General features: G+C 72.7%; 21 protein-coding genes. 10 read left to right on the top strand and 11 right to left on the bottom strand.

Annotation, left to right across the window (positions count from 1 at the left end; genetic code table 11):
• Positions 1-20: 20 nt before the first annotated feature.
• Both glgX and msrA read right to left on the bottom strand, forming a co-directional pair.
• Entirely contained in the window at positions 21-2,039 is a 2,019-nt protein-coding gene (gene glgX / locus ABIC52_RS13635; protein ID WP_354027587.1) for a glycogen debranching protein GlgX, read from the bottom strand.
• Positions 2,040-2,182: 143 nt separating this feature from the next.
• Positions 2,183-2,704 carry a peptide-methionine (S)-S-oxide reductase MsrA gene (gene msrA / locus ABIC52_RS13630; protein WP_126891155.1) on the bottom strand — a complete coding sequence of 174 codons (522 nt, stop codon included), beginning with the start codon at positions 2,702-2,704 and terminating at the stop codon, positions 2,183-2,185.
• 231 nt (positions 2,705-2,935) lie between these two features.
• On the opposite strand from msrA, the gene ABIC52_RS13625 reads away from it, so the two are divergent.
• Positions 2,936-3,196, top strand: a complete 261-nt coding sequence (locus ABIC52_RS13625) for a hypothetical protein (RefSeq protein WP_126891156.1) — start codon at positions 2,936-2,938, stop codon at positions 3,194-3,196.
• Positions 3,197-3,269: 73 nt separating this feature from the next.
• Here the strand turns inward: ABIC52_RS13625 and ABIC52_RS13620 are convergent, their stop codons facing one another.
• Positions 3,270-3,878, bottom strand: coding sequence for a TetR/AcrR family transcriptional regulator (locus ABIC52_RS13620; protein WP_161972614.1), 609 nt, complete (start codon positions 3,876-3,878; stop codon positions 3,270-3,272).
• 79 nt (positions 3,879-3,957) lie between these two features.
• Here ABIC52_RS13620 and ABIC52_RS13615 point away from each other — a divergent pair, with 79 nt between their 5' ends.
• Positions 3,958-4,572: a GNAT family N-acetyltransferase gene (locus tag ABIC52_RS13615; RefSeq protein WP_354027586.1), complete on the top strand. Its 615-nt coding sequence runs from the start codon at positions 3,958-3,960 to the stop codon at positions 4,570-4,572.
• 30 nt (positions 4,573-4,602) lie between these two features.
• On the opposite strand, the gene ABIC52_RS13610 is transcribed toward ABIC52_RS13615, so the two are convergent.
• The 5 genes from ABIC52_RS13610 to aztB all read right to left on the bottom strand — a co-directional run bounded on the left by ABIC52_RS13610 (position 4,603) and on the right by aztB (position 9,967).
• Positions 4,603-5,568, bottom strand: a complete 966-nt coding sequence (locus ABIC52_RS13610) for an alpha/beta fold hydrolase (RefSeq protein WP_354027585.1) — start codon at positions 5,566-5,568, stop codon at positions 4,603-4,605.
• A 181-nt stretch (positions 5,569-5,749) separates the two neighbouring features.
• Positions 5,750-6,934 carry a hypothetical protein gene (locus tag ABIC52_RS13605; RefSeq protein ID WP_354027584.1) on the bottom strand — a complete coding sequence of 395 codons (1,185 nt, stop codon included), beginning with the start codon at positions 6,932-6,934 and terminating at the stop codon, positions 5,750-5,752.
• 29 nt (positions 6,935-6,963) lie between these two features.
• The gene (locus tag ABIC52_RS13600; RefSeq protein ID WP_209824405.1) at positions 6,964-7,863 is read right to left on the bottom strand and encodes a metal ABC transporter solute-binding protein, Zn/Mn family; all 900 of its coding nucleotides are present in this window, start codon (positions 7,861-7,863) and stop codon (positions 6,964-6,966) included.
• On the bottom strand, positions 7,863-9,083 hold the full coding sequence (locus ABIC52_RS13595; protein WP_354027583.1) for an ABC transporter: 1,221 nt from the start codon (positions 9,081-9,083) through the stop codon (positions 7,863-7,865). The genes ABIC52_RS13600 and ABIC52_RS13595 overlap by 1 nt, the downstream gene beginning before the upstream one ends.
• Positions 9,080-9,967: a zinc ABC transporter permease AztB gene (aztB, locus tag ABIC52_RS13590; protein WP_354027582.1), complete on the bottom strand. Its 888-nt coding sequence runs from the start codon at positions 9,965-9,967 to the stop codon at positions 9,080-9,082. The genes ABIC52_RS13595 and aztB overlap by 4 nt, the downstream gene beginning before the upstream one ends.
• A 50-nt stretch (positions 9,968-10,017) precedes the next feature.
• On the opposite strand from aztB, the gene ABIC52_RS13585 reads away from it, so the two are divergent.
• Positions 10,018-10,644 (top strand): metal ABC transporter ATP-binding protein, encoded by a 627-nt coding sequence (locus ABIC52_RS13585; RefSeq protein WP_354027581.1) that lies wholly within the window; start codon positions 10,018-10,020, stop codon positions 10,642-10,644.
• A 30-nt stretch (positions 10,645-10,674) separates the two neighbouring features.
• Here ABIC52_RS13585 and ABIC52_RS13580 read toward each other — a convergent pair whose 3' ends face one another.
• Together ABIC52_RS13580 and ABIC52_RS13575 are read right to left on the bottom strand one after the other, a co-directional pair.
• Positions 10,675-11,427 (bottom strand): copper homeostasis protein CutC, encoded by a 753-nt coding sequence (locus ABIC52_RS13580; protein ID WP_354027580.1) that lies wholly within the window; start codon positions 11,425-11,427, stop codon positions 10,675-10,677.
• The gene (locus ABIC52_RS13575; RefSeq protein ID WP_354027579.1) at positions 11,424-12,947 is read right to left on the bottom strand and encodes a M81 family metallopeptidase; all 1,524 of its coding nucleotides are present in this window, start codon (positions 12,945-12,947) and stop codon (positions 11,424-11,426) included. Before ABIC52_RS13575 ends, ABIC52_RS13580 begins: the two co-directional genes overlap by 4 nt.
• 311 nt (positions 12,948-13,258) lie before the next feature.
• Here ABIC52_RS13575 and ABIC52_RS13570 point away from each other — a divergent pair, with 311 nt between their 5' ends.
• A complete protein-coding gene (locus ABIC52_RS13570) occupies positions 13,259-13,891 on the top strand; it encodes a hypothetical protein (RefSeq protein WP_354027578.1) in 633 nt (210 codons plus the stop codon).
• Positions 13,892-14,020: 129 nt separating this feature from the next.
• Positions 14,021-14,752 (top strand): S1 family peptidase, encoded by a 732-nt coding sequence (locus ABIC52_RS13565; protein WP_126891170.1) that lies wholly within the window; start codon positions 14,021-14,023, stop codon positions 14,750-14,752.
• A gap of 129 nt (positions 14,753-14,881) precedes the next feature.
• Here ABIC52_RS13565 and ABIC52_RS13560 read toward each other — a convergent pair whose 3' ends face one another.
• A complete protein-coding gene (locus tag ABIC52_RS13560; protein WP_354027577.1) occupies positions 14,882-15,700 on the bottom strand; it encodes an SDR family oxidoreductase in 819 nt (272 codons plus the stop codon).
• A 113-nt stretch (positions 15,701-15,813) separates the two neighbouring features.
• Between ABIC52_RS13560 and ABIC52_RS13555 the strand changes: the two genes are divergently transcribed.
• From ABIC52_RS13555 to ABIC52_RS13535, 5 genes are all read left to right on the top strand, one after another.
• Positions 15,814-16,476, top strand: a complete 663-nt coding sequence (locus ABIC52_RS13555; protein WP_354027576.1) for a helix-turn-helix domain-containing protein — start codon at positions 15,814-15,816, stop codon at positions 16,474-16,476.
• A gap of 8 nt (positions 16,477-16,484) precedes the next feature.
• Positions 16,485-16,970, top strand: coding sequence for a hypothetical protein (locus tag ABIC52_RS13550; RefSeq protein ID WP_354027575.1), 486 nt, complete (start codon positions 16,485-16,487; stop codon positions 16,968-16,970).
• The gene (locus tag ABIC52_RS13545; protein ID WP_354027574.1) at positions 16,967-17,941 is read left to right on the top strand and encodes a hypothetical protein; all 975 of its coding nucleotides are present in this window, start codon (positions 16,967-16,969) and stop codon (positions 17,939-17,941) included. The genes ABIC52_RS13550 and ABIC52_RS13545 overlap by 4 nt, the downstream gene beginning before the upstream one ends.
• Positions 17,938-19,059, top strand: coding sequence for an alpha/beta hydrolase family protein (locus tag ABIC52_RS13540; protein WP_354027573.1), 1,122 nt, complete (start codon positions 17,938-17,940; stop codon positions 19,057-19,059). The genes ABIC52_RS13545 and ABIC52_RS13540 overlap by 4 nt, the downstream gene beginning before the upstream one ends.
• 218 nt (positions 19,060-19,277) lie before the next feature.
• Positions 19,278-20,165, top strand: a complete 888-nt coding sequence (locus ABIC52_RS13535; RefSeq protein WP_126891176.1) for an SDR family oxidoreductase — start codon at positions 19,278-19,280, stop codon at positions 20,163-20,165.
• The last annotated feature ends 152 nt before the right edge of the window (positions 20,166-20,317 follow it).

Here is a 20,317-nt window from a genome sequence, read left to right as displayed (position 1 = left end):
CGTCCTGCGGACCGTCCCCGCTAGACCAGCGCGGTGAAGGACGCGTCGCGGACGAGCAGCGTCGTCGCGTCGCTCTCGACGGCCTGGTCCGGGTCGCTCGACAGTCCGAGCGACCAGCTGCCGCCGCCCGGCTTCTCGGGCAGGGTGAACTCCACCGTGGTGTCGGACGCGTTCAGCAGCACCGCGACGGTGTCGTCCCCGCGCTGCAGCACGAGGATCACCGCGCGGTTGCCGCCGTCGGCCCAGTCGCCGTCCTCGAAGCCCTGTGCGTCGGCGCGGAGCACCTGGACCGTCGACTCCGAGTCACCGGGGGCCGTGCGGTACCACTCCGGGCGGAGTGCCTCGTGCTCCTTGCGGAACGCGATCGCCGCCGTGGTGAAGGCGAGCAGGTCCTGGTCGGCTGCCTGCCAGTCGAACCACGAGATCTCGTCGTCCTGGCAGTACGCGTTGTTGTTGCCGCCCTGCGAGCGGGCGATCTCGTCGCCACCGAGCAGCATCGGGATGCCCGCCGAGAGCATGAGCGTGCCGAGGAAGTTCCGGCGCTGGCGGTCGCGGTAGTCGTTCACCGCGCCGTCGTCGGTCGGACCCTCGATGCCGCCGTTGAACGACGTGTTGTTGCTCTCGCCGTCGTTGTTGTCCTCGCCGTTCGCCTCGTTGTGCTTCTCGGCGTACATCGTCAGGTCGGCCAGGGTGAAGCCGTCGTGCGCCGTGACGAAGTTCACCGAGCACAGCGGCGAACGGCGGGAGCCCTCGTACACGTCGGGGGAGCCGAGCGTGCGCTGGACCGCGTCGCCGAGCGTGCCCTCGTCGCCGCGCCAGAACCCGCGGAGGTCGTCGCGGTACTTGCCGTTCCACTCCGACCAGTCGGCCGGGAACCCGCCGACCTGGTAGCCCGCGGTGTCCCACGGCTCGGCGATCATCTTGACCTCGCGGAGCACCGGGTCCTGGTGGATGATGTCGAGGAACGCGGAGTGCTTCTCGGCCTCGCCGTCCTGGCGGGTCAGCGTCGTCGCCAGGTCGAAGCGGAATCCGTCGACGTGCATCTCCTCGACCCAGTAGCGGAGCGAGTCCGTGATCAGGCCGAGTGCGGACGGGTGCGACACGTTGAGCGAGTTGCCCGTGCCGGTCGTGTCGAAGTAGTTCGCCTCGTCGCCCTCGACCAGGCGGTAGTACGACTGGTTGTCGATGCCCTTGAAGGACAGCGTCGGGCCCATGTGGTTGCCCTCGGCGGTGTGGTTGTAGACCACGTCCATGATGACCTCGAGCCCCGCGGCGTGCAGGGCCTTGACCATCTCCTTGAACTCGGTGACCTGCTGGCCGGCCGTGCCCGAGGACGAGTACTCGTCGTGCGGGGCGAAGAAGCCGATGCTGTTGTAGCCCCAGTAGTTGCGGAGGCCCTTGTCGGCCAGGGTCGAGTCCTGCACGAACTGGTGCGTCGGCAGCAGCTCGACCGCCGTGACCCCCAGGTCGGTCAGGTGCTTGATCGCCGCCGGGTGCGCCAGGCCCGCGTAGGTGCCGCGGATCTCCTCGGGCACGTCCGGGTGCTGCTTCGTGAAGCCCTTGACGTGCACCTCGTAGACGACCGTGTCGCGGTACGGGGTGCGGAGCAGGGTGTCCCCGTCCCAGTCGAACTCGCGGTCGGCGACGACGGACTTCGGCATGGCGCTCGCCGAGTCGGTCTCGTCGATCTGCTCGGGGTCCTCCATGTCGTGTCCGAACAGCGCCTGGCCCCACTCGTAGGAGCCGTCGACGGCGGTGGCGTAGGGGTCGAGCAGGAGCTTCGCGGCGTTGTGGCGGAGACCGTTCGCCGGGTCCCACGCGCCGTGCACGCGGAAGCCGTAGCGGGTGCCGACGGTGACGTCCGGCACGACGTCGTGGAACGTGTAGCCCGTGCGGTTGCGGAGCTCGGTGCGGTGCTCGGTGCCGTCCTCGTCGAAGCGGCAGAACTCCACGCGCTCGGCGGTGCTGGAGAAGAGGGCGACGTTGGCGCCGCCCTCGACGAGGGTGACACCGAGGGGCGTGCGGGAGGAAGAGGTCATGATGCCACTTGTAGTGGTCTGTCGCTGTGTCCTCGGGACGGGTGCGTACCCCGGCAGCCGACGGACGGACGGGAGGCTACCCACCGGACCGGTGGGGAGCCTCCCGTTCGTCGTGTGGTCACGTGATCACGCGACCGCCGCGATCACGCGTTCGCGGTCACCTCGTCGCGGTGCGGGAGCTTCCAGCCCGGGCGCACGAAGTGGCAGGTGTACCCGGCGGGGTACTTCTCGAGGTAGTCCTGGTGCTCCTCCTCGGCCTCCCAGAAGTCGCCGGCGGGCTCGACCTCGGTGACGACCTTGCCCGGCCAGATCCCCGAGGCGTCGACGTCGGCGATGGTGTCGAGCGCGACCTGGCGCTGTTCGTCGTTCGTGAAGTAGATCGCCGAGCGGTAGCTGCGGCCGACGTCGTTGCCCTGCCGGTCCTTCGTGGACGGGTCGTGGATCTGGAAGAAGAACTCGAGCAGGTCGCGGTACGAGATCTGCGACGGGTCGAAGACGATCTCGACGGCCTCGGCGTGGTCGCCGTGGTTGCGGTAGGTGGCGTTCTGGGTGTCACCGCCCGAGTAGCCGACGCGCGTGCTGATGACACCCGGTCGGCGACGGAGGAGCTGCTGCGCTCCCCAGAAGCAGCCGCCGGCGAGGATGGCGGTCTCGGTCGTGGTCATGGTGGCCTCCTGGGGGTCGTGGCGCCGCTGGCTGCGGCATCACCGGGTGCAACCCGCGTGTGGGCGCAGGTGTTCCCGGGCCTCCATCGTGCCGCGTCGACCCGGGTGCCGGCTGTCCGGAGGCGCCCCGGGAGCGGTCGGTGTCCGTGGACCGCCGCCACGCCGGAGGCCCGCGCAGGTGTCCCGGCCGTGGTCTACCATTCGAACACACGTTCGAATCGGGAGGTCGAGATGATGTTGACGCACGAGGTCGCCACGGTGTGGTGGGAGCGCGGCGTGCCGGACCGGATGGTGTGGCGTGACCGGCGCTGGCGGGTGAGCGACAGCCCGACGCGGCTGACGGCGACGGCGGAGTTCCTGCCGTCGGCGATGACCCACGCGCCGGAGCGCACGGTGGGGTGGCGCTTCCAGGTGAGCAACGAGGGTGACGCGGTCGTCGTCGACATCGTGCCGGACGGGGACGGCTGGGTGGTGGCGCGCACCTGGCTCTGAGCGCCGTCGCGGTGTCGTCCCGGTCCGACTCCGGGCCGGTTGCGTGCCGACGCCGACGTCCCGCTCGCCCGGTTCAGGGTGCGAGCGTGACCGCCAGGCCGCGGACGAGCAGCCGGCGGGCGCGCTCGGTCGCGCCGCCGTCGGGGTCGCTCCACGCCGCCCGGCCGAGGCCGTCGACCAGAGCGAGCACGGCGTCCCCCGCCACCGCGGTCGGCTCTGCGAGCTCGACCCCGTGCCGCACGGCCCACCGGCTGATCCCGGCTGCGACCCCGTCGTGCCAGAGCGTGCGTTCCGCCGATGCGAGTCCGTCGTCGCCGTCGAGGGCGGTCCCGCTCACCGCCTCGAGCAGCCGGAACCGCTCGGGCTCCTGCCGCACCAGGTCGAGCCAGGCGCCGATCCCCGCGTCGAGTGCGCCGAGCAGGTCGTCGTGCGCGTCCGCAGCCGCGAGCACCCGGGGCAGGACGTCCCGCGCCTGCCGCTCGAGCAGCGCGACGACGAGGTTCCGTCGGGCGCCGAACACGTAGTGCACCACTCCGTGGGCGACCCCGGCCCGGTCGGCGACCGCCCGCGTCGTCAGGCCCGGCAGCCCGGACTCGCGGACGACCAGCGCGGCGGCGTCGAGGAGCTCGTCACGGCGGTCGGCGCGGCTCCGGTACCCGCGCGGGCGCTGCTCCTCGATCACACAGGCAGCGTACGGCGTGGCCCCAGGACTCCTCGGCAAGCTGGATTCGGCCAGTTGGCCAGATCCGAGAGGAGTCCCTGTGACGATCACCGTCCGCCCCGCATCCGAGTCCGAGGTCACCGCCGCCGCAGCGGTGCTGGCCGAGGCCTTCGCCGAGGATCCGGTCCTGCTCGGGTTCCGCCCGCCCCGCCCGGGCGAGGATCGCGTCGCCGTGCTCGGTGACCTGTTCGCCGCGCTCATCCGGTCGGTCCCCGCCACGTCACGCGCCCTCGACGTCGCGCTCGACGGGCAGCGGATCGTCGGGGCGGCGCTCTGGGAGGCCCCGCGTCCGCACGCCGGTGCCGTCGAGGCCTTCGGCGCACGGGTCCCGACGTTCCTCCGGGTGCTCGGCGTCGGCGGTGCACTGCGTGCCGTCCGGCACCTGCGCCGCATGGACCGAGCGCGCCCCGCGGCCCCGCACTGGTACCTGGCGGAGATCGGTGTCGCTGCGGCCGCACGTGGTCGGGGCGTCGGGGGGCTCCTGCTCGAGCACGCCCTCGACCGGGTCGACCGTCGGCGGCAGGACGCCTACCTGGAGTCGTCCACGCCGCACAACCGGCGGCTCTACCGGCGGCACGGGTTCGGTGACGGCGCACCGATCACGGGGCTGGGTGCCGCTGCGCCGATCTCGATGTGGCGGCCCGCTGTCGTGTGACCGGGCGGGCGGCCCTGCTCACGGCTCCGCTCACGTCCCGTCCCGGAGCTCCTCGACCAACGATCGGACCACGTCCGCGACCAGGTCGGGCCGCTCGGTGGGGACCATGTGTCCGCTGCCGCCGGCGACCACGAGGGTGCTGTCCGACGACAGGTGCAGCATGCGGCGCTGGCCGTCCTGCCAGATGTCCTCGAGGCGTCGTCCCGTCGCGGCGTCGATGCCGGCGGCGGCGTAGTCCTGCGGCACGGCTCGGGCGATCACCCGGACGGGGAGGGTGCCGAGGTCCTGGCCGCGGAGTGCCCGTTCCGTCGGCGCGATGTGGTCCGCCTCGGCCTGCTTCGTCGCGAAGTAGGTGGGCGACGCGGTGACGTCGAGGAACTCGCGACGGCCTGCCGGCGGAACCATCCCGTCCAGCAGGACTCCTCCGCCGATCCGCAGGGCGCCGACGGCGTGGAGGGAGCGTCCGACCCACGGTGGGATCGTCCCTGCTCCGGCGCCGTCGGGCAGCAGGTGTGCGGTGCGCCGGGCGTCGTCCTCGGGGCGGGCGTCGACCAGCACGAGACCGGCGACCTCTCCGGGGTGCTCCCGCACGTACTCGCGGACGTAGAGCCCGCCGAGGCTGTGTCCGACCAGGACGTAGGGCTGCGGTGCGTCGATCGCGTGGAGCGCCGTGCGGAGGTCGTCGACCACCGCGCGGGCCGTCCGCGGTCGGGGCGAGGGTTCGCTGCGTGCGATGCCGGCGCGGTCGTACGCCACCACGGTCGTCGTCGGAGCGAGCCGGTCCGTGACCGCCTCCCACCCTGATGCCGCTTCACCGCTCCCGGCTTCGAGGACGACCGTCGGCCCTCCGGTGCCGTGCTGCACCACGTGGAGCAGGCGGCCGCCCACGTCGACCATCCTGCCCGGCACCGGGTGGGACGCGCGGCCGGCTGCCGCACTGAGGTGCTCGTAGCCGGCACCGAGGAGCGGGACGATGCAGAGGAGGGCGGCGGCCACCGCCAGGGCGGCTCGGCGCCGACGTGGCCTTCTGGGTACGACTGTGTTCACAAGAGCCATGGTAGTACAAACGTGTCAACACGATCGGGTGGCGCCGTACGCGAGCCGCGCACGCGACGGACGGGAGGCGCGGTACCAGCTGGTACCGCGCCTCCCGTCCGACAGGTGGTGCCGTCGTCGGTCAGGCGACCGCGATCTCGTTCGGGACGCCCGGCAGCTCGTCGCTCGACGCGACGACCTTGCCGGTGGTGAGGTCGACCGCGTGGATCTTCCGCTCCGCAGGGTCGGTCACGTACGCGACGTCACCGGAGGCCTTCAGTGCGGGGTGGGCGTCCTGCCACTCGGCCGGGCCCTCCCAGCCGTCGATGACGTCGAACGTGTCGATCGGCTCGCCGGTCTCGACGTCGAACGTGTGCAGGGCGCCGTCCGAGCCGAGGATCACGGCCTCGTCGGCGGGGCCGCGCGCGATGTCGCGGAAGGTGAAGCCGACGCCCTCGGGCATGTCGGCGACGCGGTACTCGCCCGACGCGGCGTCGATGAGCGCGACCTGGTCGAGCAGGTAGCCCTCGCTGTCCGGGTCGTCGTTGTAGTCGCCCACCGCGATCGAGCTCGTCTCGGTGGTGAACAGGTTGCCCGTGCGGCCGTACTCGGTCGGGGCGTCGATCTTCGTGAACGCACCGTCCTGGTAGACCAGGGCGCCGTCCGTGCAGCCGAAGACGGCGACCTCGTCCTTGACCGCGCCCTCACCGTGCACGCTCGGGCAGTCCTCGGAGCGGGTGAGCTCCTTGCCGTCCTCGTCGAGGGCGCGGACGCCGGAGCGCGACTCCTCGGTGCCGATCGTGGTGAGGAGCGTGCCGTCCTCGAGCACGATCGCGACGCCGTGGTGGGCGGCCTCGGACTCCGTCGTCTCGACCTCGGGCAGTGCGGCGCCGTCGAGGTCGTCGTGCTCGAAGACCGTGACGTCGCCGGTGCCGTCGGCGAAGAGCGCGGTCGTGTCGCCGTGCACGACCGCGTGACCGCCGGTGTCGGCCGGGAAGACCGCATCGGTCAGGGCCGGGTCGGCGGCGGTGTCGAGGACCTGGAAGCCCTCGGGCACGGTGACGAGGACGTGGCGGCCGTCGCCGGCGGGGTTCACGCGGGTGAAGCCGTCGATCGCGTCGTCGGCCACGGCCCGCAGGTCCTGGTCGAGGGTCAGCAGGCCGCCGTCGTAGGTGAGGACGATGCGGTCGCCCTCGGCGGCGGCCGCCTTCGCGGTGCGGGTGCCCTCGGCCTCCGCGTCGGCGGGCGTGGTCGAGCAGCCGGTGAGGACGAGGGCTGCGGCGCCGAGCAGGGCTGCGGGCGCGAGCGTGGTGCGCAGGGATGTCATGACGTTCACTGTACTGATTCTCATTCTCATTACGAAACCGACAGGCCCGCGACGATCGCATCCGTGTTGGACCGCATCATCCCCAGGTAGGTCGACGCCGGGCCCTGGTCGGTCAGGGACTCGGTGGCCAGGGAACGGATCTCCACGTGCACGTCGACCTCGTCGGCGAGCACCTCGGCCAGGCGGGCGGGTTGGGAGAGGTCGGCGAAGATCGTCGGCACCCCGGCCTCGTCGATCGCCGCAGCGAGGTCGCGCAGGTCGGCGGCGCTCGGGGACGCCAGGGTCGTCCCGCTCGGGATGACGGCGCCGACGACCCGGAAGTCGTACCGGTCCGCCAGGTACCCGAACACGTGGTGGTTCGTCACGAGGGCCCGGCGCTCGTCAGGGATGCCTGCGAACGCCTCGGACATCTCGGTGTCGAGCGTGGTCAGCTCGTCGAGGTACGCGTCGGTCCCGCTCGGCTCGATGCCGTTCGCACGCAGGGCGTCGTCCAGGGCCTCGACGACGTCGACCATGCGCGCGGGATCGGTCCAGAGGTGTGGGTCGGGGCCGCTGTCGTCCTCCGTCGTCCACTCGAGTGCGTCGACGTGCTCGCCGGCCGTGAACACCGGGACGCCGTCCGACGCTGCGGCCTCGACGTGCCGGGCGACGCCCTCCTCGAGCCCGAGCCCGTTCTCGACGACGAGGTCGGCGCTCCGGAGTCGGGCGGCCTCCTGTGCGGAGACCTCGAACGAGTGCGGGTCGGCGCCCGGCGGCATGAGGACCATCACGTCGGCAGCGTCCCCGACCACCTCGGTGACGACGTCGCCGAGGATGTTCGTCGTCACCGCGACGACCGGGCGGTCCGACCCGGCGGAGGAACACCCCGCCGTGGTCCCGACGAGCCCTGCGGCGAGGGCCAGTGCGATCCCGAGCCGCGCCGGGCGCATCACAGTCCGACCTCGGCGAACGCGACGGGTGCTGCGGGCAGGTCGATCGACCGCGCGACGCGGGCACCGTCCGCGAAGTCGATCTCGTGCACCTGCTGCCCGGAGGCATCGGCGACGTAGGCCCGCTGGGCGTCGAGCTGCAGCAGCGGCTGCTCGTCGGGGTCGAGCAGCGCGTCGGTCGTGGCGACCGCTCCCGTCGATGCGGTCATCACGACCACGCGTCCCTGGTCGTCGATGCCGACGACGTGCTCGTCCTCGTCGTCGACGGCCGTCACGGCGCGCAGGGGGCGCTCGGTCTCCACCAGCCGCCAGCTGCCCTCGCGGCTGTCGAGCAGCCAGGCACCGCGGTCCCCGGCGAGCCCGGCGACCGTCGGGCGGCCCGACCGGGCGGAGAACGCCGTCGGGCGCTCGGCTCCGTCGGGCAGTGCGACAGCGGTGGTGTCGCCGGTCTCGCTGACCACGACCGCGCCGTCCGCGCAGCCGACCACGGCACCGGCACGGGTGACGATGCCGCCCGCCGGGTCGGGGCACGCGGCCTCGGTACCGGTCGACTCGCCGTCGGCATCGAGCACACGGACGCCGTCGGCGGTGCCGGCGACGAGCTGCTCGCCGAACGGCAGCAGCACGGTGGCGTCGATCCGCGCGGTCTCCTCCACGTCGCCCTGCCCGAGTGCCGCTCGGTCGAGGACCACGCCCTCGCCGCGCTCCGGCCAGGTGATCGTCGTCATCGTCTCCGACGAGTGCACCTCGACCGGTCCGCCGCCGTCGATCGAGCCCACCACGCGCGGTTCGGCCGCGTAGTAGTGCGTGTGGTCGCCGTGGTCGACGGTCCACGAACCGCCGTCGACGATCGTGGTGCGGTCCTGCGTGCTGCTGACGAGGAACCGCCCGTCGGTCGCGGAGTGCTCCGGCCCGTCGACGTCGTCGAGTGCGGTGGTCCCACCGCTCAGCAGGTCGTGCACCGCCGTCGCACCGGCGGCGGACACGGTCAGGAGGCGCACCTGCGGCTCCTGGGCCTCGCTCGCCCCCTCGACGTAGCCGTGGGGCTTCGCGGTGGCGGTCGTGTCGTCGGCCGCCGGCCCGGTGGTGCCCCCTGCCGAGCAGGCGGTCAGGCCGAGCGCGAGGCCGGCGGTCACGGCCGCGGTGGTCATGCGTCGCGCCGCCGCGCGACGCTTCGTGGTGGTCGTGGTGGTCGTGGTGGTCGTGGTGGGGTTCGTCATGCTCCCTCTCGTGGTGCTGGTGCTGGTGCTGGTGCTGGTGCTGGTGTGGTCGTGGTCGTCCGCCGCCCCCGGTGCGGCAGCAGGGCGGCGAGGCCGCGGGAGACGGCGACGCCCGCGACGGCGACGGCTGCGATGCTCGCTCCCGCGGCGGTCCCGGCGTGCCAGGAGACGAGCAGGCCGGTGGTGACGGCGGCGCTGCCGATCACGGCGGCGAGGAGCATGGTCGAGCCGACCTGCCGGGTCCAGGCCCGGGCCGCGGCGGCGGGGGCGAGCAGGAGCCCGACGACCAGGAGCGTCCCGACGGCCCGGTAGGAGGCGACGACGGCGAGGGTCACGAGCCCGACGAGCACGACCTCGGCCAGTCTGGGGCGGAGGCCGAGCGTCGCGGCCTTCCGGGCGTCGAACGCGGCGGCGGTGAAGGGCCGGTGGAAGGCCGCGGCGAGCGCGAGGGCGACGGCGACGGCGACCGTGAGCCCGACGAGGTCGCTCCGGGTCACGGCGAGGACGTCCCCGAACAGGATCGCAGTGACGTCGGTCGCGAAGGACCGGGACGACGACACGATGATGACCCCGAGGGCGAGCATGCCGACGAACAGCAGCCCGATCGAGGTGTCGTACGACAGCCGGGCGCGACGGCGGAGTGCTCCGACGCCGACCACCATGACGCCCGCGCTGACCGCGGCGCCGAGCACGGCGGGGATCCCGGTGAGCGTGGCGACCGCGACGCCGGGGAGCATGCCGTGCGCGAGCGCTTCGCCGAGGAACGCCATGCCGCGCACGAGGACCCACGTGCCGACGACCGCGCAGAGCACCGCCGCCAGGGTGCCGCCGCCGAGGGCGCGCAGCATGAAGTCGACGGAGAACGGGTCGGTCAGCCAGGTCACGCTGGGAGACGCTACATGAAAACGACTATCGATACTGATAGCGTGCACAGGTGCTCACCACTGCCGATCCGCGCGCCCTCCAGGTCACCGGTCTCGTCCTCCGCCGGGGCGACCGCACCGTGCTCGACGGGTTCGACGCGGACTTCCCCGCCGGGGTCGTGACGGCGCTCACCGGACCGAACGGGTCCGGCAAGTCGACGCTGCTCGACGCGCTCGCCGGGGTGGTGACCCTGGACGGCGGAACGGTGACGGGCCTCCCGGCCGATGGTGTCGCCTACGTGACGCAAGCGGTGCCGCCCACCGCGCTCCCGCTCACCGTCCGGTCGACGGTCGCGATGGGGCGCTGGCGGGGCCGACCGTGGTGGCGCCCGCTCGGGCGCGCCGACCGGGCCGTCGTGAGCGAGCAGCTGGAGCGCATGCGGATCGCGGAGCTCGCGGACCGGCCGCTCGACGAGCTGTCCGGCGGGCAGCGCCAACGGGCGTTCGTGGCACTCGGACTCGCGCAACGTGCTCCCGTGCTGCTCGTCGACGAGCCGACGGCAGGGGTCGACGCGGCGTCCGCGGAACTGGTCACGGCGGCGCTCGCCGAGGAGGCCGCTGCGGGGGTCGTCGTCGTCCACGCGGCACACGATCCGGTCGCGATCGCTGCTGCGGACCGGGTGGTGACGCTGGGCTGACCCGCCCGACCTGCCCGGACGGGGTGGTCGTCAGGCCGACTGATCGAGCGCCGCTCGCGCCGCAGCCACGACGGCCGCGTCGGTGACGGTGTGTCCGGAGCCGTCGTCTCCGCTGCCCATCGACACACCCGCGTGACCGCCCGTGACCGACCGCTTGGCGGAGAGGTGCACCGCCGCGACCCCGGTCGCGAGCAGCCCCGGGACGTCCGCGGGAGTGACCCCCGCCCCCGCCATCACCTGCACTGGCCCGGCGGCGTCGACCATGCGCGCGATCGTCGCCGCCCCCACCGGAGCGCTCGCGGCGCCGCCGGAGGTCAGCACCCGCGTGACGCCGAGGTCGGCGAGCCGCGCGGCCGTCGCGACCGGGTCGGCGGCGTGGTCGACCGCGCGGTGCAGGGTGACCTCGGCGTGCGCGGAGACGAAGCGGGCTGCGTCCACGAAGCGGCGCAGGGAGTCCTCGTCGAGGGACCGGTCCGAGCGCAGGGCGCCGACCACGACGCCCGCCGCCCCGGAGCGCAGGACCGTGCGGACCTCGCGTTCCATCAGCGCCAGCTCGTCGGCGTCGAACTCGAAGCCCCCGGGACGGCAGCGCACCAGGGCGTGTGCGGGGATGCCGGTCTCGTGCGTTGCCTCGACGAGCGCCTGCGAGGGGGTGAGCCCGCCCAGCTCCAGACCCACGCAGAGCTCGACACGGTCGGCCCCGGCGTCACGGGCGACGATCGCTCCGGCCGGGGAGGTCACGGCGATCTCGAGCGCGACGGGCATCGCGGGTGCAGGGGTCACGGGGTGGCTCCGAGTGGCTCGTCCGACGGCGGCACGATGCGCGCGGACAGGTCCGGCGGCGTCGCGAACTCCCGATCGTAGGGGAAGAGCGGCCGCTCGATCCGGTGGTGCCCGAGGCGGAGCAGGTCCTGGTCGACCCCTCCCGGGGTGAGCGCCAGCATCCAGCCGGCCGCCATGTCGAACAGCTCCGGCTCGAGGTAGCCGATCTTCACCACGACGACGTCGGCCCGACGCGGGTCGAGGTCGAGATCGGTGAAGTCGTGCTCGTGGTGGTACGGCTTGCGGAGTGTCGTGAGGATCGCGAAGACGCTGCCGACCTGCAGCACGACCTCGGTGCCGGCGTCGCGGTCGCCGTGCTTGACGGCGTGCACCCGGCCGGTCATCGTGATCGGCCCGGCGTGGACGTCGTCGACCTCGGCGCCGGCCGTCACCGTCACGGTCGCGCCGACCCCGGCTGCGACCGCCGCGGCGACGGCGGCCGGGCCGGGGACACTCGCGTAGATGACGGTGGGGCCGTCGGGCGTGGCGAAGGCCGGGTGCGCGAGCACCTGCGTGAGGCCCCAGGTCATGTCCCCGGAACCGCCGGCGGTGGGGTTGTCGCCGGAGTCCGACACGAAGAACGGACGGGCAGCACCGGGTGCGAGCGCGGCGGCGAGGCACTCGTCGAAGGAGCCCGTCGGTGCCACGAAGGCGAAGTCCTCGCGGGCGTCCCAGAACGCGCGGGCGAGTCGTTCGGCCCCGGCGGCGACGGCGTCGGCGTCCCATCCCGTGACGACGGTGACCGCCCGGTCGCGGGGCTGGTCGGCCCAGGCGTACCCGACCCAGATCGCGGCGTCGAGCACGCCGTCCTCCTGCTCGACCTCCGGCACCTGCGCGTAGATCGACGCCGCGGGCTCGATGCGGGTCGACGTCTGCTCGCCCGGCAGCAGGACCGGGATCGGGATCCACGCCTTGACCGGGCGCTGTGACCCGACCGGCCTCGTGGTGAGCACGTCGACCAGGTTCCGGACCGCGCGCTCCCGGGTCTCGTCGACGTCCTCGTGCGGGGCCGTCCGGTAGCAGGTGACCAGGTCGAGCTGGTGCGCGAGTTCCCGCGTGACGTTGCCGTGCAGGTCCATCGACGCCGAGACGATCACGTCCGGCCCGACGACCGCGCGGATGCGGTGCAGCAGGTCGGTCTCGGCGTCGTCGAGCCCCTCGACCACCATCGCGCCGTGGATGTCGTACCAGAGGCCGTCGACCGGCCCGGTGTCCCGCAGCCGGGCGACGATCTCGCCCGCGAGCTCCTCGTACGCGGCGCGCTCGACGACCCCGCCCGGCAGCGCGTGCCCGGTGAGGACGCCGTGGAACTCGGCAGCGTGCTCGTACGACGCGAGGAACGGGTGCCGGGCGACGACCTCGTCCCCGCGATCCGGGTGGAAGGCGGGCGCCGGTGTCCGGGTCGGCGTGAACGTCGAGGTCTCGATCGCGAGTCCGGCGATCGCGATCACGGGACGGCGGCGGGCGGGGATCTCGAACACGGGTCCTCCTGCTCCTGGTGGTGGACGACGGGACGCCTTCGACGGCGAGGCTGCTGGACGTCCATCCTGACCGACACCCGGGAACACGGGGTGCCTGTGCGCGATCGATGACCGCAGTACGACGTGTCTGCTCGGTTCGGGTAGCGTCGACCTGCCTCGGTCGCACCGAGCGCGGCCGGCCGACAGGGCGGCGCCGGGGCGTACGCGGGGGCGTACGGCCGCGCGATCGCGTCACGGATCACCCTCATCCGGCCGTGACGCCCGCTGGGGGAGCGGAGTCGTTCCTCCGGCGTGAGCTCCGAGAGGAACCCATGCAGTACAAGCACGTCTCCATCGCGGTCGCGGGTCTCGCGATCGCCTCGTTCGCCCTGGCCGGCTGCTCGTCCGGCGGCTCCGACGACGCATCGGCGCCGGCACCGTCGCGCACCGCCGCCGCGGAGCAGTCCACACCCACGCCGACCGCGTCGAAGCCCGCGGCGGCGTCCGGTGTGGTGACGGTGACGTCGGACCAGATCGTCGACGACCAGATGGGCCACACGGTGCAGGCCGACGAGATCGTCCGGAACTTCCCGTGGAGCTCGGCGCAGGCGGGCCTCGCGGACCGCGACGACAACGAACAGATCCTCGTGCACGTGAAGGTGACGGCGGGGGACAGGTTCTACTCGACGATGGACTGCCTGCCGATCCGGGTGCAGGCCCACGGCAGCACCGAGACGTACACCTCGCAGGGGACGACGTCGGTGATCGAGGACGACATGCAGGCGGCGGGGTACCCGGCGCTCGAGTCGATCGACCAGGGCGAGTCCGGCGAGGGCTGGTGCGCGTACTCGGTGACGAACCCGACCGACGTGCTCGACCTCGAGTACCACCGCAACGCGGCGGCGTCGAACGACGGGACGCAGATCACCGAGCAGGACTTCTTCTCGGTGATGACGCCCAGCTGAGCCGGCGGACGTCGTCCGTCCGGGTGCCGTGTCGGTCGAAGTGCGGACTGGTGCGGCCCCCGGACGGGGGTCAGGATGACTCTCAGTTGCACCCTGCAACGTCGCAGGGTCCCTGACCGAGGAGTCCACATGAAGCACACCCTCGCAGCGGCGTTCGCCGCCGTGGCCGTCGTCGCCGGCGGCGTGTTCGCCGCCACTCCCGCCTCCGCGCTGCCCGTCGGCACCGAGGTCGTCGGCGGCGAGAAGGCACCCACCACCACCTGGGCCGTCCAGCTCGAGGCCTCCGGCGGCACCATCCCGTCCGGGTACGTCAGCAACTGCACCGGCGAGCAGATCAACGCCTCGTGGATCGTCACCGCCCGCCACTGCATCGACGGCATCGGCGCGATGAACGTCTACCACTCGAACTCCACCACGAACCGCGGCACCGCCGTCGCGATCGACCGGGTCAGCGCCGCGCCGGCCGGCGACATCGCACTCGTGCACCTGCGGAGCACCTACGCGCTGTCGACCTACGCGCCCCTCGACCTGACCGCCGCGGCGAAGTCGAGCGGCACGGGCGTGATCCAGGGCTACGGACTCCGCGCGAACGCGCAGCAGTCGGACGGGCTGTACCAGGCGACCGTGTCGCTCACGGGCGCGACGCGCGACGCGTACAGCGGCAAGGCGCAGCACGTCACCGGCGTCACCGGTGCGTCGAACCACGGCGACTCCGGCGGCCCGCTCCTGGTCAACGGCAAGGTCGTCGCGGTGTGCTCCACCGGTGACAGCGCCGACCCCGGGGCGGACACGACGGCCGGGTCGAACTACGCGCTGCTGTCGCAGTCGTCCTCGTGGATCCGCTCGACGGCGGGCGTCTGACCGACCCGACCCACCGACGGACGGGAGGCTCCCCACCAGCTGGTGGGGAGCCTCCCGTCCGTCACGTGGTGACGTCGGCGACGTAGCGCCCAGGCGTCCAGGCGTCCAGGCGTCCAGGCGTTCAGGCGTTCATGCGCCGTGCGCCTCCTCGGCGACCGGCTGCCACTCGCGCCAGGTCGCGAGCCGCGACTCGTAGTCCCGCTCGGCGATGCCGAGCGGCGCCTTGCCGAAGAAGACGCGCAGCGGCGGCTGCTCCGCGTCGACGACCTTGAGGATCGCGGACCGCGTCGCCTCGGGCCTGCCCGGGTCCGATGCGGACGGGCGCTTCGCGGCGGCCTCGCGGACCTCCGCGTAGGCGTCGAGCTCCTCGCTGTGCTCCGAGGACGGACCGGACCAGTCGGTCGAGAACCCGCCGGGCTCGACGAGCGTGACGGAGATGCCGAAGCCGGCGACCTCCTGCGAGAGCGACTGCGACAGGCCCTCGAGCGCCCACTTCGATGCGTGGTAGGCACCGACCGTCGGGAACGCGCTGATCCCGCCGATGCTCGACACCTGCACGATGTGCCCGGAACCCTGCTCGCGCATGATCGGCAGTGCCGCCTGCGTGACCCAGAGCGCGCCGAAGAAGTTCGTCTCGAGCTGCGCCCGGACCTCGTCCTCGGTGAGTTCCTCGACCATGCCGAAGTGTCCGAAGCCCGCGTTGTTCACGACGACGTCGAGGCGCCCGAAGTGCTCGGCGGCCTGCTGCACCGCAGCGGTGTCGGCGGCCTTGTCCGTCACGTCGAGGCGGATCGCCAGGAAGGTGTCCGGGTACTGGTCGACGAGTGCCTGCACGTCGTCGGTGTTCCGGGCAGTGCCGGCGACGGAGTCCCCGCGCTCCAGGGCGGCCTCCGCCCACTCGCGGCCGAAGCCCTTCGATGCTCCGGTGATGAACCAGGTCTTGGCCATGTCGTGCCTCCAACTGCTGTTCGGGTGACCGGGAGCAGGCAACGCCCGGCGCCCGGACGCGACCTGGGTGCCCGGGTGACAGCGGGGCGCGACGCAGTCCGTATCCTGGTGCGATGCCCGACGTCCCCGCAGGCGCTGCCGACGAGTTCTCCCAGGCGGTGGCGCGCGCGATCGAGGACGCCAAGTCCGCCGCCGGCCTCACCACCCGCGACCTCATCAAGCGCTCCGGGCTCTCCGCGAACTACTACTACCGCCGCGCACGCGGGGAACTCCCGTTCACCACGAACGACATGTCGGCGCTCGCGGCAGCGTGCGGTCTCACCGTCGGTGACCTCTGGGCGAGGGCGCAGGCCGACATCGGGCCGAGCGGCAAGAGCGCCGGGCAGGTCATCGCGGAGCGTCTCGAGAAGCTGCTCACGGTCGCTCGGGCACAGTTCCCGCGGATCGACGTGCCGGCGACCCTGCTGTCGAGCGACGTCGCGCGGGAGACGCAGCTCACCGCGTCGCACTGGCAGGCCGTCGTCGACGGTGACCTCTCCGCGGTCTCGGTGGAGCAGCGCGCAGCGGTCGCGACGTTCTTCGGCGTCCCGGAGGAGTACCTGACCAGCGTCGAGGTCTCGGACCTGGTGGACGACATCGACGCCCGCCTGGATGTCCAGGCCGCCTTCGCGCAGACTGATGCACGCGGGATCTCCTCGCGCGGTCCCGGCGGCACGCCCGCCTCGCTGCGCGCGCTCGCGCGAGCGATCCGGGAGAGCAACAGACGGGGGCAGTGACGACACGCATGAAGGACATCGACGAGGTCGAAGCGGCGGTCCGGGGCATCGTGGACCGCTTCGCGCTCCCCGACGACGAGCGCACCCTGGAGCGCCTGCTGCGGGCGGTCTCGGACGCGCGGGGCATCCCGGTCGAGCTCCGACCGATCAGCAACCCCGACCAGCACCACACCGGCTACTGGATCGACCACGGCGACTACGGCGTCATCATGTACCGGCCGACGGACACCGACTCGATCCAGCTGCACACGATCCTGCACGAGTGCATCCACGCCGTCGGCGAGCACCGCGGATGCTCCGCTCGCCCCGAGACCGTCGACGAGCTGCGCGCTGCGACCGCCGATCCCGTCATCTCGATCCGTGGGCGCTCCGTGGTGAACGGCTACCTCGGGGACGCCGAGCAGGCCGAGGAGGTGGTCGCGGAGCGCGGCGCCTTCGCGCTCGCCCGCTGGCTCCGCGGCTCCGGAACGACCTCCGCCGCCGAGATCTTTTGACCCCGTCGCTCGCCTCGACACTCGCGCTCGTCCTCGGTGCGCTGATCTTCCTGTACCGCGCTCGACGCGCCGTTCGCACCTGGCGGGCCGCCGGCGGCGTCGGTGCCCGCTTCCAACCCGCCTGGGTCGCGAGCGGGTTCGCGATCATCGGCCTGCTCACCCTCGGCCTGGTGTGGCTCCCGGCCGACGAGATGGACGACGCCCTACCGCTCGTCGGCGGGCAGAACGTCCTCAACCTCGTCGAAGCGCTCGCAGCCACGGCCGGCTTCTGGTACCTTCGCGACGCCGTCCGGCTCTACAGCGGTGACCGGCGCCCGGCTCGTCGTCGCCACCTGGTGCTCCACTGCCTCGTCTTCAGTGCCTTCTTCGTCGCCGTCCCGCGTCGGGAGGGTGACGCCGTGCGGTTCATCGACGAGCACCTGGCGTCGACGGCGTGCTGGGTGTACATCAGCCTGTACATGCTCGGCGTGCTGTACCTCGCCCTCGACTCGCTGCGTTCCGCGTGGAAGCGCCGAGCCGACCTCCCCGGGAAGGCGTTCGTCGTCGGGTTCGCGTCCGTCGCGGTCGGCGCGGTGTTCGACCTGGCGTACACCTCGCTCGGGCACGTCCGAGGCGAGCTCACCCCCACCGGCAGTGCGCTCCTGACCGCCTTCGAAGCGTTCTTCTTCCCCGGGATGGTCGTCATCATGACGGGCTACCTGGTCCCGGCGCTCGGCCGGTCCTTCTGGAGAGCAGTCGGCTGGCGCCTGTCCCGCATGAGCGAGGCGGGCACGTCCCTGGAGCTCCTCCGGCGGTGGACGGACGAGTCCGACCCACTCGGAGAGGCGTACGCCACGTCGATCCGGATCCAGGGCAGAGTGTTGGACGACACCCTCCAGCTCGGCCCGCGCGACTCCCGCCGGTTCCGACACATCGAGCGCTGGATCACGCGCGCCGCGATCCCGACGGGTGGAAGGACCTGGAAAGCATGAAGACAGCACTCGTGACCACGGCAGCCGCGATCGCCGCGGGCGCCGTCCTGGGAGCCGCGGGCCTCGGCGTCGCCGGCGGCCGGCGCGCGATCCGTCCCCGCCCGAAGAAGCGGCCCCGGGTCCTCGCGGCCGACAGCCGACAGATCCGCCTCGAGCGCACGGTGCACACGGCCGCGCCGGGCCGGTACCGGATCCGGTTCGGGGACGGGGACTCGCAGCACGTCCTCGTCGGCGACGTCATCGCGCAGGACGACGCCAGCGTGACCCGCGCAGTGGTCGAGGCCGAGCACGGTGTCCCGCGAGCCGGCGACGCCGTGCTCTGGACGGGCTACGTGTACACCTCCCCGGACGACCTCGGAGCGCCCCACCGCGAGGTGCAGATCGAGGCTCCCAGCGGCACCCGTCCCGCGTTCCTGTTCGACACCGAGCAGCCCTCCACGCGGTGGGCGATCCACGTGCACGGCATCCACTCGTCGCGGATCTCGGCGCTCCGCAGCGTGCCCGCGACGCTCGCCGCCGGGATGCCCTCGCTCGTCGTCTCCTACCGCGGGGACGCGGAGGACGAGACCGCGCCGCCCGCGACCCTCGGTCAGGAGGAAGCACGCGACGTCGACGCAGCGATCCGGTACGCCCTCGACCACGGTGCGGAGGACGTCGTCCTCGTCGGTTGGTCCATGGGAGCGACCATCAGCCTGATCCTCGCCGACGACGTCAGGACGCGACGCCACCTCGCCGCACTCGTGCTGGTCGGGCCCGCACTCGACTGGCGCGCCAGCATCCGGGATGCCGCTGGGCGGTCGGGCATCCCCGCTCCGCTCGCGCCCCTGTTCACGCTCGCGCTGACCCTCCCCGGCCTGGCGCAGCTCGCCGGGCTGCGGCGACCGCTCCGCGCTGCCCACCTCCGGCCGCACCTCGCGGACGGGACGGTGCCGGTCCTGATCCTGCACTCCTCCGGCGACACCGACGCGCCGATGAGCGCCTCGGAGCACCTCGCGCGGAGCCATCCCGACCGGGTCCGCCTCGAGCAGGTGACACCCGTTCCCCACGGTATGGAACGCAACGGCGATCCGGACCGGTTCGATCGGACGGTGACCGGCTTCCTCACCGCACTGCCGTGAACGGCACTCCCGTGTTCCCCTTGCGGTACGCTGTTGCTCGTGCCGACTGCTCGGTCCACGTGGTCCGTTGGGGGGACCACGTCGAGTAGCCGTCGAGCACGAGGCCGCTCTGTCCACCGGTCGCCGGGGGGTGACGGGGACAGGGCGGTCGCCACGGGCAGACGACGGGCGCAGCGCCGCTGGACCGACGCGGAGCGGCCGACGAGCACCATTGCCCCATGAGCCAGTACGAGAAGCGCGACCCGAACTCCCTCTACCCGAAGCCGCCGTTCCCCGAGCAGGAGCAGTCACTGCCCGGCGCCGCGTGGAAGATGGACCCGCAGCCGGACCACGGCGAGCAGAGCTACGTCGGCAAGGACCGCCTGACCGGCTTCCGCGGCATCGTCACCGGCGCCGACTCCGGCATCGGCCGCGCCGCCGCCATCGCGCTCTCCCGTGAGGGCGCCGACCTCGTCCTCTCCTACCTGCCCGACGAGCAGGAGGACGCCGAGCAGGTCCGGGACCTCCTGGAGTCCGAGGGTCGCAAGGCCGTCCTCGTGCCGGGCGACATCTCCGACGAGCAGTACTGCAAGGACCTCGTGCAGCAGGCCGTCGACGAGCTCGGCGGGCTCGACACCCTCGTGATGGTCGCCGGTCGCATGGACAGCAACGACGACATCCTGTCGCTCACCACCGAGCACTTCGACTCGACCTTCAAGACGAACATCTACTCCCTGTTCTGGCTGACCCAGGCCGCGGTCCCGCACCTCGAGCCCGGCTCGACGATCGTCACCACCGGGTCGATCCAGGCCGCCACCCCGTCGCCGGACAAGATCGACTACGCGATCTCGAAGAGCGCGGTGAAGACCTTCACCGAGGCCGTCGCGCAGCAGCTCGCACCGAAGGGCATCCGCGTGAACTCGGTGGCGCCGGGTCCGGTGTGGACGCCGCTGCAGCCCGGTTCGGACGACGCGCAGACCGTGGCGCACTTCGGCGAGCAGTCGCCGTTCGGACGCCCCGGCCAGCCCGCCGAGCTCGGTGCCGCCTACGTGCACCTCGTCAGCCCGGAGTCGAGCTACCAGTCCGGCTCGACGATCACGATCGCCGGCGGGACCCCCGCGTTCTAGACGGCACGGCAGACGGACGGGAGGCGCGGGGGCCGCGGGGCCCCCCCCCCCCCCCCCCCCGGGGGGGGCGGCGGCGGTGCGGCGACCCCCCTCGAGGTTGGGGACGCCGGCCACCAGGTGCGCCGCCGCAAGACCCAGCCGGGGGGTGTGTG

Source organism: Curtobacterium oceanosedimentum (genome assembly GCF_040545555.1).
Lineage (GTDB): Bacteria > Actinomycetota > Actinomycetes > Actinomycetales > Microbacteriaceae > Curtobacterium.
The sequence above is the reverse complement of the archived record's forward strand: the minus strand, read 5'-3'. Positions and strand labels throughout refer to the sequence as shown.

Excerpts from the sequence above, each read along its gene's own strand:
- glgX (WP_354027587.1), bottom strand. The coding sequence starts at position 2,039 with ATGACCTCTTCCTCCCGCACGCCCCTCGGTGTCACCCTCGTCGAGGGC.
- msrA (WP_126891155.1), bottom strand. The coding sequence starts at position 2,704 with ATGACCACGACCGAGACCGCCATCCTCGCCGGCGGCTGCTTCTGGGGA.
- ABIC52_RS13625 (WP_126891156.1), top strand. The coding sequence starts at position 2,936 with ATGATGTTGACGCACGAGGTCGCCACGGTGTGGTGGGAGCGCGGCGTG.
- ABIC52_RS13605 (WP_354027584.1), bottom strand. The coding sequence starts at position 6,934 with ATGACATCCCTGCGCACCACGCTCGCGCCCGCAGCCCTGCTCGGCGCC.
- ABIC52_RS13600 (WP_209824405.1), bottom strand. The coding sequence starts at position 7,863 with ATGCGCCCGGCGCGGCTCGGGATCGCACTGGCCCTCGCCGCAGGGCTC.
- ABIC52_RS13595 (WP_354027583.1), bottom strand. The coding sequence starts at position 9,083 with ATGACGAACCCCACCACGACCACCACGACCACCACGACCACCACGAAG.
- ABIC52_RS13570 (WP_354027578.1), top strand. The coding sequence starts at position 13,259 with ATGCAGTACAAGCACGTCTCCATCGCGGTCGCGGGTCTCGCGATCGCC.
- ABIC52_RS13565 (WP_126891170.1), top strand. The coding sequence starts at position 14,021 with ATGAAGCACACCCTCGCAGCGGCGTTCGCCGCCGTGGCCGTCGTCGCC.
- ABIC52_RS13560 (WP_354027577.1), bottom strand. The coding sequence starts at position 15,700 with ATGGCCAAGACCTGGTTCATCACCGGAGCATCGAAGGGCTTCGGCCGC.
- ABIC52_RS13555 (WP_354027576.1), top strand. The coding sequence starts at position 15,814 with ATGCCCGACGTCCCCGCAGGCGCTGCCGACGAGTTCTCCCAGGCGGTG.
- ABIC52_RS13550 (WP_354027575.1), top strand. The coding sequence starts at position 16,485 with ATGAAGGACATCGACGAGGTCGAAGCGGCGGTCCGGGGCATCGTGGAC.
- ABIC52_RS13540 (WP_354027573.1), top strand. The coding sequence starts at position 17,938 with ATGAAGACAGCACTCGTGACCACGGCAGCCGCGATCGCCGCGGGCGCC.
- ABIC52_RS13535 (WP_126891176.1), top strand. The coding sequence starts at position 19,278 with ATGAGCCAGTACGAGAAGCGCGACCCGAACTCCCTCTACCCGAAGCCG.